General features: G+C 30.3%; 19 protein-coding genes and 1 pseudogene. 4 read left to right on the forward strand and 16 right to left on the reverse strand.

The window, feature by feature from the left end; genetic code table 11:
• Positions 1-695: 695 nt before the first annotated feature.
• Positions 696-1,841 carry a multidrug efflux MFS transporter NorA gene (gene norA / locus ACJTHF_RS03055; protein ID WP_048541708.1) on the reverse strand — a complete coding sequence of 382 codons (1,146 nt, stop codon included), beginning with the start codon at positions 1,839-1,841 and terminating at the stop codon, positions 696-698.
• Between the two features lie 153 nt (positions 1,842-1,994).
• Here norA and ACJTHF_RS03060 point away from each other — a divergent pair, with 153 nt between their 5' ends.
• Positions 1,995-2,810: a MerR family transcriptional regulator gene (locus ACJTHF_RS03060; protein WP_049319595.1), complete on the forward strand. Its 816-nt coding sequence runs from the start codon at positions 1,995-1,997 to the stop codon at positions 2,808-2,810.
• Positions 2,811-2,975: 165 nt separating this feature from the next.
• Here ACJTHF_RS03060 and ACJTHF_RS03065 read toward each other — a convergent pair whose 3' ends face one another.
• From ACJTHF_RS03065 to ACJTHF_RS03085, 5 genes are all read right to left on the reverse strand, one after another.
• Entirely contained in the window at positions 2,976-3,995 is a 1,020-nt protein-coding gene (locus ACJTHF_RS03065; RefSeq protein WP_172968515.1) for a DUF418 domain-containing protein, read from the reverse strand.
• A 135-nt stretch (positions 3,996-4,130) separates the two neighbouring features.
• Entirely contained in the window at positions 4,131-4,814 is a 684-nt protein-coding gene (locus ACJTHF_RS03070; protein WP_107616971.1) for a hypothetical protein, read from the reverse strand.
• Entirely contained in the window at positions 4,807-5,688 is an 882-nt protein-coding gene (locus tag ACJTHF_RS03075) for an ABC transporter ATP-binding protein (RefSeq protein WP_232156744.1), read from the reverse strand. Before ACJTHF_RS03075 ends, ACJTHF_RS03070 begins: the two co-directional genes overlap by 8 nt.
• Complete coding sequence (locus tag ACJTHF_RS03080; RefSeq protein ID WP_025905784.1) at positions 5,675-6,046, reverse strand: GntR family transcriptional regulator; 372 nt, start codon at positions 6,044-6,046, stop codon at positions 5,675-5,677. The genes ACJTHF_RS03075 and ACJTHF_RS03080 overlap by 14 nt, the downstream gene beginning before the upstream one ends.
• Positions 6,047-6,274: 228 nt before the next feature.
• Entirely contained in the window at positions 6,275-6,976 is a 702-nt protein-coding gene (locus ACJTHF_RS03085; protein WP_084755254.1) for an alpha/beta hydrolase, read from the reverse strand.
• 157 nt (positions 6,977-7,133) lie between these two features.
• On the opposite strand from ACJTHF_RS03085, the gene ACJTHF_RS03090 reads away from it, so the two are divergent.
• The gene (locus tag ACJTHF_RS03090) at positions 7,134-7,736 is read left to right on the forward strand and encodes a DJ-1/PfpI family protein (RefSeq protein WP_058591817.1); all 603 of its coding nucleotides are present in this window, start codon (positions 7,134-7,136) and stop codon (positions 7,734-7,736) included.
• Between the two features lie 42 nt (positions 7,737-7,778).
• On the forward strand, positions 7,779-8,678 hold the full coding sequence (locus ACJTHF_RS03095; RefSeq protein WP_107603193.1) for a macrolide 2'-phosphotransferase: 900 nt from the start codon (positions 7,779-7,781) through the stop codon (positions 8,676-8,678).
• 38 nt (positions 8,679-8,716) lie between these two features.
• Here ACJTHF_RS03095 and ACJTHF_RS03100 read toward each other — a convergent pair whose 3' ends face one another.
• Positions 8,717-8,962: a hypothetical protein gene (locus ACJTHF_RS03100; RefSeq protein ID WP_107603192.1), complete on the reverse strand. Its 246-nt coding sequence runs from the start codon at positions 8,960-8,962 to the stop codon at positions 8,717-8,719.
• A gap of 263 nt (positions 8,963-9,225) precedes the next feature.
• On the opposite strand from ACJTHF_RS03100, the gene ACJTHF_RS03105 reads away from it, so the two are divergent.
• Positions 9,226-10,023 carry a glycerophosphodiester phosphodiesterase family protein gene (locus ACJTHF_RS03105; protein WP_107603191.1) on the forward strand — a complete coding sequence of 266 codons (798 nt, stop codon included), beginning with the start codon at positions 9,226-9,228 and terminating at the stop codon, positions 10,021-10,023.
• 660 nt (positions 10,024-10,683) lie between these two features.
• Here ACJTHF_RS03105 and ACJTHF_RS03110 read toward each other — a convergent pair.
• The 9 genes and pseudogenes from ACJTHF_RS03110 to ACJTHF_RS03150 all read right to left on the reverse strand — a co-directional run bounded on the left by ACJTHF_RS03110 (position 10,684) and on the right by ACJTHF_RS03150 (position 16,810).
• Complete coding sequence (locus tag ACJTHF_RS03110; RefSeq protein ID WP_078355099.1) at positions 10,684-11,022, reverse strand: hypothetical protein; 339 nt, start codon at positions 11,020-11,022, stop codon at positions 10,684-10,686.
• Between the two features lie 36 nt (positions 11,023-11,058).
• Positions 11,059-11,418: an XcbB/CpsF family capsular polysaccharide biosynthesis protein gene (locus ACJTHF_RS03115; RefSeq protein ID WP_142242762.1), complete on the reverse strand. Its 360-nt coding sequence runs from the start codon at positions 11,416-11,418 to the stop codon at positions 11,059-11,061.
• A gap of 56 nt (positions 11,419-11,474) precedes the next feature.
• Positions 11,475-11,606 (reverse strand): hypothetical protein, encoded by a 132-nt coding sequence (locus ACJTHF_RS03120; RefSeq protein WP_269669230.1) that lies wholly within the window; start codon positions 11,604-11,606, stop codon positions 11,475-11,477.
• 170 nt (positions 11,607-11,776) lie between these two features.
• Positions 11,777-12,760, reverse strand: a pseudogene (locus ACJTHF_RS03125) (CDP-glycerol glycerophosphotransferase family protein).
• A gap of 42 nt (positions 12,761-12,802) precedes the next feature.
• Positions 12,803-13,183 (reverse strand): hypothetical protein, encoded by a 381-nt coding sequence (locus ACJTHF_RS03130; RefSeq protein WP_232179847.1) that lies wholly within the window; start codon positions 13,181-13,183, stop codon positions 12,803-12,805.
• 305 nt (positions 13,184-13,488) lie between these two features.
• Positions 13,489-13,620, reverse strand: a complete 132-nt coding sequence (locus tag ACJTHF_RS03135; protein WP_269669231.1) for a hypothetical protein — start codon at positions 13,618-13,620, stop codon at positions 13,489-13,491.
• Positions 13,621-13,676: 56 nt separating this feature from the next.
• On the reverse strand, positions 13,677-13,844 hold the full coding sequence (locus tag ACJTHF_RS03140; RefSeq protein ID WP_107603572.1) for a glycosyltransferase family A protein: 168 nt from the start codon (positions 13,842-13,844) through the stop codon (positions 13,677-13,679).
• Complete coding sequence (locus tag ACJTHF_RS03145) at positions 13,831-13,977, reverse strand: glycosyltransferase family A protein (RefSeq protein WP_142399216.1); 147 nt, start codon at positions 13,975-13,977, stop codon at positions 13,831-13,833. Before ACJTHF_RS03145 ends, ACJTHF_RS03140 begins: the two co-directional genes overlap by 14 nt.
• 313 nt (positions 13,978-14,290) lie before the next feature.
• Entirely contained in the window at positions 14,291-16,810 is a 2,520-nt protein-coding gene (locus tag ACJTHF_RS03150) for a glycosyltransferase (protein WP_232156747.1), read from the reverse strand.
• Between the last annotated feature and the right edge of the window lie 131 nt (positions 16,811-16,941).

Here is a 16,941-nt window from a genome sequence, read left to right on the forward strand (position 1 = left end):
AAAGAAAGGCTGAGACAGCGGAAATTGACCGCTATCTCAGCCTTTTATCATATTTGAGATGTGGTGGAAGCATGTATTTGGTGAGTGATGGAGGTATTTGAGGAAGCGTATGTTGCTTGTTTGGGTAGTCTTGCAATATTCACGGCTCCAACATTGCTAGTCACCCTCCACTTGCAATATTCACGGCTCCAACATTGCTAGTCACCCTCCACTTGCAATGTTCACGGCTCCAACATTGCTAGTCACCCTCCACTTGCAATATTAAGGCCCTCAATGTTGCTAGTCACCCTCCACTTGCAATATTCAGGCCTCCAATGTTGCTAGTCATGGTCCACTTGCAATGTTCACGGCTCCAACATTGCTAGTCACCCTCCACTTGCAATATTCAGGCCTCCAATGTTGCTTGTCACGCTCCACTTGCAATATTAAGGCCCTCAATGTTGCTAGTCACCCTCCACTTGCAATATTCAGGCCTCCAATGTTGCTTGTTACGCTCCACTTGCAATATTCGAGGTTCCTATTTATCTTGTTTGGCCAATCTTGATAAATATAACGCTCCTATTTATCTTGTCGACCCCATTTCTATAATTACAAACCTCTCTATCCATCACACCATCCCCAATACACTCCTCACCCCATTTACTTCTCCGAAAAAGAAAGTCAGGGACATCACGCGAGATGTCCCTGACTTTTTATTAGAATTTTAATTTATCTGGTCTATAAAATGCGATGATAATTGAAGCGATGATAAAGAATGCCATGGCAATAAATAACGGGAAGTCGATTTTAATATCGAATGCTGCTCCGGCTACTAATGGTCCTATCAAGTTACCAACACTTGTGGCTGCTGAGTTCAAGCCACCTGCTGTTCCTTGGTTATTACCTGCTAATTTAGAGAAATAGTTCGTCATAGATGGTCTGATCAAATCAAATCCTATAAATATTACGAAACTGACTAACATCACTGTAATGTAGTGAGAAGCATATACAAAAGCTCCTAGAATTAACACTGAGTAGATTAATGAGAATAGCGTTAATTTAATTTCACCGATCTTACCGACAAGTTTCTCGAATAAGAATAATTGGAATATAACCCCTACTATTGCTCCGCCTGTAATCGCGATAGAAATATCTTTCGGTTCAAAGCCTACTTTCTCTGCTGTATATAATGAGAACATTGTTTCGGTAGATGCTAAACCGTAAGACAATATCAACATAATGATGACCGGTACGACAAACAATTTATATGGAAATGGCTCTTTGACTTTAGGACGTGCTGTTTCATTTGAATCATCGTCACTTGCTTCTTTTAAAAGGAATACTGAGAATAACAAAGCGATGATTCCAAGTGCACCAGCAAAATAAAAAGGCATTCTATGCGAAATTTCTGCTAAGAATCCTCCTACACCTGGTCCAACTATGAACCCTGTATTAATAACGGCTGACATATAACTAAAGTTCTTTGCTCTATTTTCTGAAGTTGATAAATCACCAATCATACCATTTACACCAGGCATGACAAACGCTGCACTAATGCCACCTAATACTCTTGAAACTAAAAGTATTGAAAATGTATTACCCATTGCGAAAATAAATTCTGAAATGGAGAATAACAGCAGGCCGATAATGATAATAATTTTTTTGCCAAACTTATCTGCAAATCGTCCTCCAAACGGTGAAGCGATCATTTGGAACATTGCAAATACTGCGACCAGCATGCCTAAATCACTTCCATTTAAATCTAAATCATGCAAAATTGTAGGTAATACTGGTATGACAATACTAATACCTAAAAACATTAAAAATATATTAAAATATAAAACATTTAACTTATTATTCATTTTAGACCTCCTTCTTCATTACTTTTATAAATATTAAGTGATTTTCACTATATTCTAATCTATTTATTTTGATTTGCATAACATAATGCAATCTTTAATATATACAATTTATAGTGTATAGTAACTATACAGTCAATAGGAGGAACTTAATTTATGCAAAAAATTAATCAAATACCTATAAGTGAGTTTGCAAGCTTAACAAATGTTAGCCGTCAGACACTCATATACTATGATAAAATCAATCTTTTTAAACCAGATTATAAAAATGAAATTGGGTACCGATATTACTCCATTAAACAAATTGAACTTATAAGTGTGATTACTTTATTGAAAGAACTCGGCATGCCATTAAAAGAAATTAAAGAATACACACAAAATAAATCACCAGAGCACTTTTTAAATTTGATGACACAACAGAAGAAAACGATCCAAGAGCAGAAGAAGCATTTAGAATACAATGAAATGATCATTGATAGTAAGATTCAACTCATCAGAGATGCAATGGAAACATCCTTTGATCAAATTGAAATTGAAGAATATGATGAAATGACTTTCTATATCAGTGACAACATCGCGAATGCTTCAGAACTCGATTTCTTAATTTCGATTAACCAGTTTATTGATGAGCTGAAATCACACGAAATTTTTTCTAGTCAGCCAATTGGTGTCGTAACGCATAAAAATGATATTTTAAGTGGTAATTATTATCATTATAGTTACCTTTACGTGAATATCCCAAATTCTAAAAAGCACTACAAAAATACCGTTACGTTAAAAGGTAAATATTTAGTCGGTTATTATATTGGGATTGATGAACATGTTGAAGAAGCGTATAACAAAATGCTAAATAAAATCGATGAATTGAATTTAACGATGGGTGAATATGTATATGAAGAATATGTATTTGATTCAGTTATTAAAAATAATGAGAATGAATATATCACTAAAATTATGATTGAAATCATATAAAAAGGGAGCGGGACAGAAATCTACTTTGTAAAAAAAGATTTCGTAGTCCCGCCCCGGCAAGGGTGACTAGAGTTGAAAAAGCTTGGTACAAGCGCATTTCAATTCAGTCATCTACTGCCAAGATACTACAAGAGACTGAGACATTACATTATGTCCCAGTCTCTATTATTTTATTGGAAATATCTTGAAATAAGTACCGATTTTCCACAAGTATTCTAACGGACCATATTTAAAGTAACTTAGCCATAAACTTGAGAATATTAACTGTATCACAAGAATGATTAAACAAAGATTCGCTGTATGGATTAAACGACAATCTGACAAACCTAATCCATAGCTAAACAATAGTATCAATAACGTCTGCCCGATATAATTCGTAAGTGCCATTTGCCCATACGTTCTTAACGGTTTCAATAATTGTTGCACGACTTTATATTGTAACAACGTGACGAGTACACTAAAGTAACATATCGTCATAATTGGACTCAAAATTAAAATCAATTGATTCGTTAAAGCATATTGTTTCAAATATTGCGCTTCAGTAATACCTGTATATTTAATCGCTTGGTAAGAAGCGCCAACGTAGATTTGATTTAAGTAATAGATGCCGATTACCGAAATGATCATCGTCAATAGCGCAATAATGGCATAATACTGTCTATGTTGGTACATTTTTTGATGTAGACCAAATTGGGCAAATGTTAAACCTAAAGTGAACAGTGGAAGCGGCATTAATATTTTACCGCCCAATCCAATCGCTACGCATAAGAGTATCATACCGATTGCGAAATTCACCCATTTATTCACTTTAAACAGTGGTAGCAATACTAAACCAAATATAGCGTAAACAAGCAATACCTCTCCCGGTTGGAGTTGCATATGTCCTAATCCTAACAGCGCCAATATTACAATTCTTCTCAAATAAATTACATATGGTTGCTCACTTTTTTCTTTCGCACGATTGATAAAAATATAAAAACCAACACCAAACAAAAATGAAAAAATCGACATAAACTTTGATTCAATAAATATATCTAAAAACTTCTGATAACGAACTTCTAATAATGAAAAATCAAATGGTACTTGTATAATGCTCGAAACATTAAGAAAAATAATACCTAATAAAGCAAATCCTCTAATATAATCTAATTCATAAATACGATGATTCGATGCAGTTGGATTCATAACAAATGCCTCCCTTAATTCCTTGTTATAATTTATCATTTATACAAAAAAATACAACGAACAATATTGTCACATGCCCTGTCACATCGCATTATAAAAGGCTAGGACAATTCAAGTTGTCCTAGCCTTTTACTTCTATGCCTTCAATCTTGCTTGAATCATAATTGGATATATACATAATGCTGATATGATTCCAATTGCGCCTAATATATGAAACATTTCATAAATATGCTGATATACCCATTTGAAGAATGGCGTGAAATCACCGAGTACAAACCAGATAAATACGATGACACCTAGAAATAGTACACCGATTATTGTTGGGATAACACCTATGCGATAAATAATCGCACCGAGTAAGAAACAAATTCCTGCGATAAACAAAATAGCTAGGAAATCCACCCACATACTATCCAATCCACTAGCGTTAGGCAGTATATCCGATATTCTCATAAGTGTTACGTCGCTATTCGTCACACTTGCTACACGTTCTAATATAAAGCTAATCACTTCTTGAATGATAAGCATCATAACTATAAATATAATGTAACTTAGCCATAAACTTACGATATACTGTCTTCTTGTCGCACCAAGTTCAATTGATGATTTAAGTGGATCACCAAACATGAATAATGGTAAGAAACCTAATATGCCGTATACTGGCCCAGATAATAAAGGATTAAATGAATCTGATGGTTCAATATAAAATCCAATTACAAAGTATATCGCGGCTAAAACAACAAGTACGATACTAAACGTATATAATTGTACTTTTAGTTCTTTAAAGATAATCGAGAAAGACCCTTTTAAATCACCCATGATTAGCCTCCTTTGTCATTGTCATATTTACTAAATAATCTTGAATACTTGCTTTATCAACTTTCACATTCAACGCTCTACACTGTTCTTGTAATGCTGCATCATAAGGGATATCCGCCATCACTTTATGCTGACTCATAATCGTTGATTGCTCGATAATAGCATCCTTAGAAGTAATTTGATGGATATCCTCTAATTTACCAACTAATATCGCACCTCTAGATTGAAAGTATTCAATCGGTTCATGTAACTTCACACGATGATCAAATATAACAATGAGCTTTTCACATATCTTCTCAATTTCTTTAATATGATGAGAAGCTATCATAATATATCTCGGATCCGCTTCGAACGATTCTCTCAACGCTTGTGTAAATAACTTTCTCATATAAGCATCTAATCCGTTTGTCGGTTCATCTAACATTGTTACAGGTGCATGACTTGCAAGCCCAATTATACTTTGAACCATTGATTTCATACCTTTAGAAAAGTTTCGAATCTTCTTCTTTCGTGGTAGTTCAAATAAATCTATTAAATAATCCGCTTCTTCTTGATCCCAATTGTCATTGAACATCGCTGCAAATTTCATCGCGTCATTTACATTCCATGACTTTCCAAAGAAGTGATTCTCTCTTAAATACGTAATTTGCTTTGAAGCTTCTGCATTGTTATAAGGTTTATAGTTTAATATCGCTATGTCACCTGAATTTTGTTTTTCTTGACCTGACATGAGTTTCATTAACGTCGTCTTACCAGAACCATTTCGTCCCCATAAACCAATAATCATTGGTTCATCATCTTGAAGTGTTAAATCTTGAAGTACATATTCATCTTTATACTTAAACGACATGTTCTGAATATCAATGATTGTCATAGTCTTGTTCCACCCTTCTTATGAGTTCTTCCTTACTTATATTAAGTCTCTTAGCTTCTTTAACCATGTTTTGGATATAAGAGTTTGAGAAGTCTTGCATTCTTGTATTTACGAGCTTGTCGCGCGCATCTTCAGCTATAAATACACCAATCCCTCTCTTCTTAGCTACAATGCCTTCATCCATCAACAGTGCAATACCTTTTTGAGCCGTCGCTCTATTAATATTGTAAAAGTTTGAAAGTTCCGTTGTGGAAGGTATTTGTTCACCTTCTGACAAAAGTCCTTCAACTAAATCATCTTTAATCATATCTGCAATTTGCAAAAATATAGGTGTATCTTCATTTAAAGTAGGTTTCATTTTCATTCTCCTTATCCTTATCCTATAACATGATTGGTTGATTAGTTGTGTAATCAACTATAATATCATTCACGTTATTTGTCAAACATTCTTCATTTATTTCATTCGTCCTAAACGATGTTAACCCCTATTATATCAGCAATTCACGTACGTTAAATTTAATTATTTAAACAACAAAAAAAGACTTAGACACCTCATCATGTCTAAGTCCTTTATTGTTATATACATCTAAAACAACGTATGAATCGCTTTGTCGAAATATTTTTCAAAGTATTCATGTCTATGGATGCCTTCTTTATCTGTTATAAACGTTAAAGTTGACGCATCATTAACCAGCTTCTCTTTCACCAATTCAACCGCTTCATACGTATTCGGTACCATCCATTTTAAAATATTAGGATATTCTACCCCTTCTTGCTCACCTACATACCAATAAATATGACGTGGATACTCTATTGATTTACTATTTTTAATGAAATCTAAAAAGTTCGGATACCACATAGAAGCAGACATTAAGATATAGCTACCAAATAAGTGTGGACGTGTTAATAAAGCATATAATGAGACTAACGCGCCGAAAGAGCCACCACCGATTGCTAAATATTCCGCTTCATCAAAGATATGATAATGTTCTTTAAGAAATGGTATTAATTCAAATTCCAACATATCTAAATATTGATCAGCATTTCCCGCATAATGTGCTTGATCAACTTTCTCTTCCCATGGTGTATACTCCCTATTTCTATCAACCGGTTCAATACCAACATACATAATATTTCTTGGCTTGTCTTCAATCAGTTTATTAAATATATAATCCCCATCTTGAACGATTACTGTCTTAAATGGTTTAGGATTTTGTTCATCATAACCAACTGGCATTGCCACCGTTACGAATCGATCATTCCATAAAAATTTTTGTACAACTTGCATAACTTTTCACTCCCGTTATATTCCCTTTTACAATTGAGAAACGTTATCATTTATTACATCATACCATAAATATCGTTAGTTATCATTTGCATATAAGATGTCTTTGTATCATGATAAAAATAATCTATAAATAAATTTAACAAGGGGTGTTATTTTTATGAAAAAAGCGCTAATCGTTCTTACAGAAGCATATGCAGATTGGGAAGTCAGTTACGTTGCTGCAGAACTCGCTATGTCGCACGGATTTGAAATCGATACAGTATCATTAGGTGAATCAACTGTGACATCTATCGGCCAATTGAAGACAATTGTTGACTATACAATAGATGACATTAAAGAGCCTTACGATGCTTTAATTATCATTGGCGGTAACAATTGGTCACAAATTGAAAATGAACATCTCGTACAACTCATTAAGACGTCATTAGACAACAATATTGTTGTAGGCGCAATATGTGCGGCCGTTGACTTTTTTGCACGAAATAGTTTACTTACGGGATATAAACATACAGGAAATGATTTAAACCAATGGACGACAGAAGAGAACTACAAAGCCTATACAAACGCATTAGACTTTATGAATGAAGATAGTGTCGTTGATAAGAACCTCGTCACAGCAAACGGATCCAGTGCAGTAGACTTTGCTTTTAATGTGATTCTTGCATTAGGACTTGTGGATTACAAAGAAGCTGAAAAACAAAAATACTTTTATAAATCAGGTTATGTATCTTATAAGATGAAATACGGAGAAATCGGATAAGAAACGAAGAAATATAAAAATAACCTTTAAGGAGCGCTCAATATGACACAACATGAAAACATTGTCACGATTGCCGCAGAATGTGGTTTAGATATTCAAGCTGAATCCATTACAATAAACGAATCAGGACTTGATTTTCAAGTAGCATTTGCTGAAGATAGACATGGTGTTGAATGGGTATTACGTATACCTAGAAGACCAGAAGTGTACGAGCGAACAGATTCAGAAAAAGAAACCGTAGACTTCATACAACAACATGTATCATTTGAAGTACCTAATTGGCAAATTCATAAAGAAACTTTAATTGCGTATCCTAAACTAACAGGCGTACCTGCAGCTACAATTGATACTGAATTACAACAATACGTATGGGAAATAGAACATAAACCCGTGCCTCAGAACTTTATTAATACACTGGCAGAAGTACTTGTTGATTTGCATCGAATAACAGATGACGAACTCGTTTCAAGTGAAATTAAGACGACAACGATTCAACAAATTAAACAAGATTATCAAGAACGTATGCATAAAGTGAAAGAAACGTTCGGAGTCTCCCCTGATTTATGGAATAGATGGCAAAAATGGTTAGATAGAGATGAGCTCTGGCCGAATCATGTCACGATGATACACGGAGACTTGCACCCAGGACATATTATGGTGGATAAAGAAGCAAATGTGACAGGTCTTATAGATTGGACAGAAGCCAGTCACGCAGACCCCTCCAATGATTTCATGGGACATCACCGTGTATTTGGCGATGAAGGGCTAGATGATCTGATAGAAGCTTATGATAAAGCAGGCGGTACGACATGGCCACATATGAAAGAACATATTATTGAATTAAATGCAGTATTCCCAATGTTTATCGCTGAATTTGCAATTGACTCAGGGGAAGCGGCGTATGAGAAAATGGCAAAGAAAGAATTAGGCGTTGAGGAATAAGATCGTATCAAAAAAGGTTAGCTCGTGTGAGCTAACCTTTAAATATGTGTTGCAAAGAAATTATTTATGCTGGTTAATTGTTCCGGTAAGCTATTTCTTGAAACTTCAGGATGTGATGTAATATGTTTATCTGCTAAGTTGATTTTGTAAATCTTAGATGCATCAATACAATCTGTCTGTTTATAATACAATTCGACATTCTCACTACATATCACATATTTCTTATATTCATTTCCATCATCTAAATGCTGATTAATTTGAGGCACTAAATCATCATTTCTCAAATTCTTTAAAAACCTTCTATTCTTTTATAATTAAATCAATCATTTTTATAAATGTATAAAAATAGTCAGAGATTTTATGTACTTAAAATCGTAAATGGTTTTTGTTGTGTATATTCACTTAATAATAATGGTTATGTATTGCATGAAAGATTAAGAATTACAAAGGTGGAAAAAATTTAAAACCTAGCTTAAAAACAAGGTATTTTTATGTAAATAAATGATACTATGATAAATAGTTAAATAAACTTGTAGGAGAATGAAAAATGAAGAAATTAATAAGTATTAGTGTATTAAATTGCATATTATTAGCTGGATGTGGGAACAGCACTTTAGATAAAGACTATTTAAACATAGCGCACAGAGGCGCAAGTGGTTCTAAACCAGAACATACATATGCATCTTATGATAAAGCAATAAATCAAAATGCAGATTATACAGAGTTAGATTTACAAATGACTAAAGACAAAAAATTAATCGCAATGCATGATAATAAAGTAGATAGAACTACAAATGGAACTGGATTAGTTAAAGATAAAACTTTAAAAGAAATAAAAAACTTAGATGCTGGATCATGGTTTGATAAAAAATATAAGAATGAAAAAGTACCAGAATTAAATGATATTTTGAATAAGTATAAAGATAAAACTAATTTTTATATTGAAACTAAACATCCAGATATGTATCCAGGAATGGATGAAAAACTAATAAAAGATCTAGAAAATAATGATTTGCTTAAAAAAGAAAGTTTAAAAAATGGAAACTTAATCATTCAATCATTCTCTGAAACGAGTCTCAAAAATATACATAAACTAAATGAAAACATACCGTTAATTCATTTAATAGATGATAAAGACGTAAATAAATTAAACGACAAAGAATTGGAAAGACTATCTAAATTCACATACGGACTTGGTTTCAATAAAGATATTATTAATGAAGAATTAGTAGAAAAGGTACATAAACACGGATTGAAAGTTCATGTCTTTACACTAAATAATGAAAAAGAAGTTAAAGAAATGAAAGATATTAATGTTGACGGTGCTTTTAATAATAATCCTTAAAAAAAATTATTTAAATAAACAACTAAATCCACTTTAATTGTTTGGTCATCTTAGTGTTGTAATTCTTATAGATTTGATTTCTCTTCATAATGTAATCAAATGCTCAAATCACTGTTTATTAATTGTAGAACTCAATTAGTGGAACTTAATCTCATTGATTAAGATAGTATATACATAGATGGTACTAAGATTGAAGCAAGTGCTAAAAAGTATACATTTGTCTGGAGAAAAAACACTGGAAGATATAATAATAAAGTTATTGAGCGGTCTAAAGAAATACAGTGGAAATTCAATTATAAAAATGAATTTCCACTGTATTTTTACTTTCTAGAACTTTTCTGACCCAGTCTCGATTTTTAATTTAGTTTATTATAATTTAAAAAGGCAATTCATGCGATTATACCTCTATAGATGCCAATAAAAAATTAAAGTACTTAATATAATTTTTTTTAGAAGTAATACATTTTCTAATTACACATTATTTATCTCTCAATATTAGAATGTTATCGTCGATATTATATAATCTTGGACCTTTCATTTCTTTTCTTAATGCAATTAATTTCAATGCTGATCGAACAAATGGAACATTATCCATTACAATCTCATTATGTTTTTTTAAACTTGAATTAATTATTATGTTGTTATTGATATTTTTATCATTCAAATATTTATTAAATTTAAGTGTTTCATTAAATTGTTCATCTCCCACCCCAGTATATAAAAATATATTTGTATTCTCACAATTTTTTCATTATACATGTCAGGATTAAAGAAAATTGAATTAAAATAACTTTCTGTTCTCTTATCTCCATCTGGGCAAAAAAGCTTTTTATAATCTGATAATTTTTTATCTATATAATCTACAGCATGTATCTGTGGTACAAGTGAAAAAACATTATTTATCAATTTATTTTTGATACCGTATATTAACGCACCCATACCGCCTTTAGAACCACCATAAAGTACAACATGCTCTTTATAAATATTAAATTCTTCCATCACCTTTAAAATCGTACTCTGAATTCCCTCCTCATATTAAGGATAAATCGTCGTACTAATATAATGCGAACCATGTGAAACATTTAAATCCATTATTCTTAAAGTATAAACATTCTTCACAAGACTTCTCTCAATTCCATCAAAGAACTTAGGAAACATCCTGTTCGGAATCAACGAACTATCATATCGCTTAGCATCTGGTATACAAATGAAAATAACAAGCAACTTCTTAGATACCTCATCATTTAACTTCCTACCAGCAGGCTCATCTAGCGTATAGAATGTTTCCTTATGTCTGATTAAATCTTTTCTCTGAAACAATTCTTGAACATAAGAACGCTTATAGAACTTAGAAAGCGTATTTTGATGAAAATACAAAATATAATCATTAGCCAAGATTTCTTTATACATTTCATGTAGCTTACTATCTTGTCTAGCTAGCTGAATAAAATTTAATCACTACCCGTATCAATTTGAATACGCTTTTGATTCATAAAATCAATAGGCTCATGAAGCGCATAGATTTCTTTAGATTTATTACGAGACTTCGTAACAAATCTCCCCTTATCAAACAAATATGCCATAAATATCCCAACCCTCTATTTAGTATTATATCTATCACGTCGTACTAAAAAAGAAATGTTTGTTATAGCTTAACATATTGGGGAGGAAGATGAAGGAATGCCTACTTTTAGAAAAGTATATAAAAATACCCCGAAACGAATATTTCTATTGTTTCGGGGCCTTGTACGTCTTATTTAAAAACTTCTTTCACTACTCTTTCGGTAGCTTTACCGTCGTCTAATGAGCAATATTTATTATAGAATTCATCATATTTGTCTTGATAATCGTTTTCTACTGTTTCAATATTTTTAATAGAATCTATAACTTGTTCAGAATCGAATAATAATGGACCTGGTAAGTCTTTGTTCATATCAATATAGAAACCTCTTAAAACATCTTTATATTTTTCTAAATCATACGTATAGAATAATATTGGTTTTCTAAGGTTAGCAAAGTCAAAGAATACTGATGAGTAAGCTGTAATAAGAATATCACTACTAATATATAAATCGTTGATATCATTATATCTTGGGAAATCAAACGCAAAGTTTTTAAACTCAGATAAATCTAAGTTATCAGATATAAAGTAGTGCATACGTAATGCGACAACATACTCATCACCAAGTTCTTCTCGCAATCTTTGTAAATCTAGTTGCATTAAGAATTTATATTGACCTGGTCCATGGAATTGATCATCTCTCCAAGTAGGCGCGTATAATATTACTTTCTTATGAACTGGAATACCAAGTTTTTTCTTCAAGCTATTTTTATGTTCTTCAGTATGATTCGTTAAAATCTCATTTCTTGGGTAACCATAAGTCAAAATATCTTCTCTAGGATACATGAAAGCACTATTAAAGATGTCTTCACTATACTTGTTGGCAGCAATTAAATAATCCCAATTTCTAGATTGTTCATAGAAATCTTATTTATAATTTTTATTTGCTGAAGTAACATTGTCCATATCAAATACTAATTTCTTAAGCGGTGTACCATGCCAAGTAGAGAGTAAAACTTGCTCAGGTTTCTTATATAACCACTTTGGTTGTCTCATATTTAGAACAAAGTATTTTGAAATCATTACATACATGAAATATTCCCAACTAAATCTTCTTATGATTTTTACATTAGAATTTTTAAATTCAGGTTCATTTTCTAATAGATAATTAAATATCGTTTTAGGACTATCAGAATAATTTCTGCCTAAGAAACTTTCTTATAAAACTGCATTTTCTTTAATAGGTAATTTTGAGAATACATGTTTCTGTACTTTCTTCTGTCTAAATCTTTGGTTCACAGGTTGTATAAACTGATTAGTCTTATAGCCAGTAGCTCTAGTTTTACTAATATAATAAGCAAGCTTGAAATTGCCAGATTTAATTTCCAATTCATGTCTTTTACTAACTTTCAATTTACCACAAGAATATTTTAGTATCTGATGTAATTCTTTATAAATTGGTAATATACTATTATAACTCTCTTTAAATTTGTGATTCTTGATGACTTTATATAAGTAATATAAGATAGCTTTACTTCTAATTTGACAAGCTATGAATGGATTCTCACAATATTTTAGAGAATCTTTAAACGCCTTCATTCTATAAAACAATCTACTATCAATATCTTCTTGAGCTAAAGAAGGATAATTTATAGAGTCGTTATGTATAAATTTATAATATAATTTTGCATAAGTTAAATATATACTTGGTGTCTGATTATATAAATTTACTATAAAAGGAATTTCCCCATATAGATCATTATCATCTTAAACTTAATATTATGGTTTAATAAAAATTCTTTATTGATTAACAAACGGTGTACTTTAAATGAGTAAGAAATCTTACTAATATATTTTTTTTAATTATTTTTAATACTTTTATGACTAATTACATTGTTTTCAAACTATCCATTAATAATACCATTTTGTTGTTCTCTATCTGTTTCAATATTTAAACCCTCTAAAATACTTTGAATAGATTCAATCGTATCATCTTTATAGAACCCTTGATTTCTATTACTCAATGACGTTTTCATATCTAGATTTGTTTTCGTAATACCAAGTTTGATAACGTTAATATTTTCTTTATCAATTATTGCTTAGCATAAATCAATGCATTAGGATGCAAGAAGTCATCTGAATCAACAAATAATACATACTCACCCTTAGCTGAAGTTATACCTAAATTTCTTAGACCTTGAATACTTAAATCACTTTCAATATTTTGGTGGTTTAAATTAGTATTTTTATAACCTTTCATTTAAGAACTCTGATCCATTATGTAAGAATAATACTTCGAAGTCACTATAAGTTTGGTTATCCAATCTTTTAATACAATTACTTATAAATTTCTTATTATTATCACTATTTACAACGAATAGTGAAAAATACATAACAACACTTCCTATTCATTTTAACAAACGTAAAATAATTGCGTATAACTATTCTAATTTTCATAAATTATATTATTTAATCTCTCAAAAGTAAATATTGATTATTTCTTTGAATTTCTAGATAATGGTTATACATTTGTTAAATGATTTGTTAGTATATACATTTTAATTTAAAAGAGAATAATAATATAGATTATCTATTGAATCAAAAAAGTCGGACTAATAAAAAAGTAATTTTTTCATTAATCCGACTTCTATTAAATTTTAAGAATTTACTTGGATATTATCCGAAATTAATTTAGTTATTCTTAAATTATTCTTCTGGATCCGCAATTTCATTATAAAATTTATCAATTATTTCATTATTATAATTTTCGTAGTCAAATTCTTCTTTAACGATACCTTGTTCTATATACTGTATCATTCCATCAGCTATTGCTTCTACATTCTTTTCTACTAATAATCCATTATTTTCATTAATAATAGAATTTATCCCTGCTACATTTGTTCCTATAACAGGTAAGCCAAGTACTTGTGCTTCCATTACGACCATTCCTTGTCCTTCGTAATTTGAAGCAAGTATAAAACAATCACATTTGTTAACAAACATAAATGGATTTTCTATAAAGCCTAATAGGAATATATTGTTTTCCATTTTCAAACTAACAATTAATTGATTTAATTTTTTCTTAAGTGGTCCATCCCCAATAATATATAATCTACTTTTTGGATGTTTTTTAACTACATTTACAAATGATTTAATTAATTCTTCATGATTTTTCTCAGGAGATAGTCTTGCTATATTCACAAAGTTGTTAAACTCAGGATTAGGTAATTCAACTGCTTTTAAAGTTATTTGACTATCTTTAGATTCAGATTTATTAAAGATTAGATATTCTATTTCTGTTTCATTATCTATATATTTTCTAGTTTCGCCTAGTTTAGCCATTTCAACAATTTCATCACCATTGATGATATTACTGATTGAAATCATTTTCTTTTCAGGATTTGTAATATATTTAGATAGATTTAACTTATTAGCTTCATTTGCACTTTCAGTAACAGATACTACTTTATCAAAATGATCATATAGGCTAAATATAACTTTTAAATTCCATCTATGTTTATAACGACCGTCTATAATTTTGTCATATTCACCTTGCATGTCATTATGTAAAAATATTGCTTTTTGTTTTACAGGTGCAAAGGCAAATAAAGCTGTAAACATTTTGTTATAACCACCATAATCTATTAATATATCAGGGTTTAAATTACCGAATACTCTTTTATAATCTAGTTTAAAATATTCCTTCATTAACTTTCTATTTATATATTTTGATTCATATCCTTGTCTGTATAAAATGTTTTGAGAAATTGTATCAATAACATTTCTATTTGTTCTAGAAAATTTACTGATTACATGTACTCTTGGATCTAATCTTTCCATGTTAAGTATTTTATCTCTAAATTTCTTATCATTTTCTATTAAAATAATTTCATATTTATCATAGTCTATTTTTTTACTTAGGTTTATAACTGAATTTGTAATACCATTATTATAGAAACCTCCACCATAAAGTACTATAACTTTTTTATTGGAATTATATAATTTTCTTTCTTTTCTTTTATTAAGTATAAAATCTGTGGACTTTGCTGAAGAAATCCCATTATCATCACTACAGTATTTTTCTAAATAATCATTTATTTCTTTTTTAAAAGCTGTATTGTATTTATTTTGATATTTATCAATATTTTCCATAAGTTCATATAATCCATATGCTTTACTACCGGGCAAACCATCTATATCTAAATAAAATCCTCTATTTTCTTCATAAATTTCTTTATCTGGCATGTAGAAATATATAGGTCTTTGTAAAGGTAAGAAATCAAAGAAAATACTTGAGTAATCTGTAATTAATGTATCAACTGTAGCTAATAATTCATTTGTATCTACCCAATTTGGTATCATTAAATTTTTTAATCCAAGTTTTCTTATTTTTTCATAAATAAAGTAATGTGCTTTTAAATAAACTTTATATTGAGATCCAAATTTTTCTTGAAGCATCGTTACTTCCATTATCAAATAATTAATATCTTCTTCAGTTGTTTCTTTAAGTGACTTTTTCCAAGTAGGAGCATATAATACTATTTTTTTCGAATTTGTTAAGTTGTATTTCTCTACAATATCTTCTCTCTTACTATTTAGAGTTAAATCTACTCTTGGATTACCATATATACCAACGTCTGCAGTAAGTATCCCATCTAGATCATGACTCATAATTAGCTTATCTGCAGTAAACTTATTTGGCATAATTAATTTATCTGCTGTAAAAAGATTTTTTTGAATATTTTTATGATCATTAAATCCGCTATTTTTAATATCTAAACCTAAGGTTTTTAATGGTGTACCGTGCCATGTATTAATATAAACTTGACTATCTCTTTTTGTGAAATACGGTAAAAAAGATGTATCATTCACCAAATATTTACAAGTAGCTAATAATTTCAAATAGTCTCTAGTATCGTATTGAACAACATTTATATTAGCATTTTTATATGTACTTTTTATCCATTTAATCATCGGATCATCTAATTCTTTTATTGCAATATTAAACTTCATTTTTGGGTATAAATCTACCATTTTTCTAAATATAGCATATGCATTACCAGTAAAGTTAACTCCATGATAGGATTCAAAGAGGATGCTATCTTTGCGTACTCGTGTAGTTCTAATTTTATTTAAATAGTATGCGTTATCACTTACTCGTTTATTATTTCTATTTTCATTTATTGGATTCATTATAAAATCTTTAATTTCTTTTACTTTATTCAACCTAATTCTCCTTCTCTGCAAAGTCTAATATCTTATTACTCAAATATATTTTTTCAAACACAACTATAATACTCTCTAAACTTTTAACATTTAAAGAGAAATATAATTTCATTTTTGGTTCTGTTCCTGAT

Source organism: Mammaliicoccus sp. RAM2, assembly GCF_045897195.1.
In the GTDB taxonomy this organism is placed as follows: Bacteria; Bacillota; Bacilli; order Staphylococcales; family Staphylococcaceae; genus Mammaliicoccus; species Mammaliicoccus sciuri.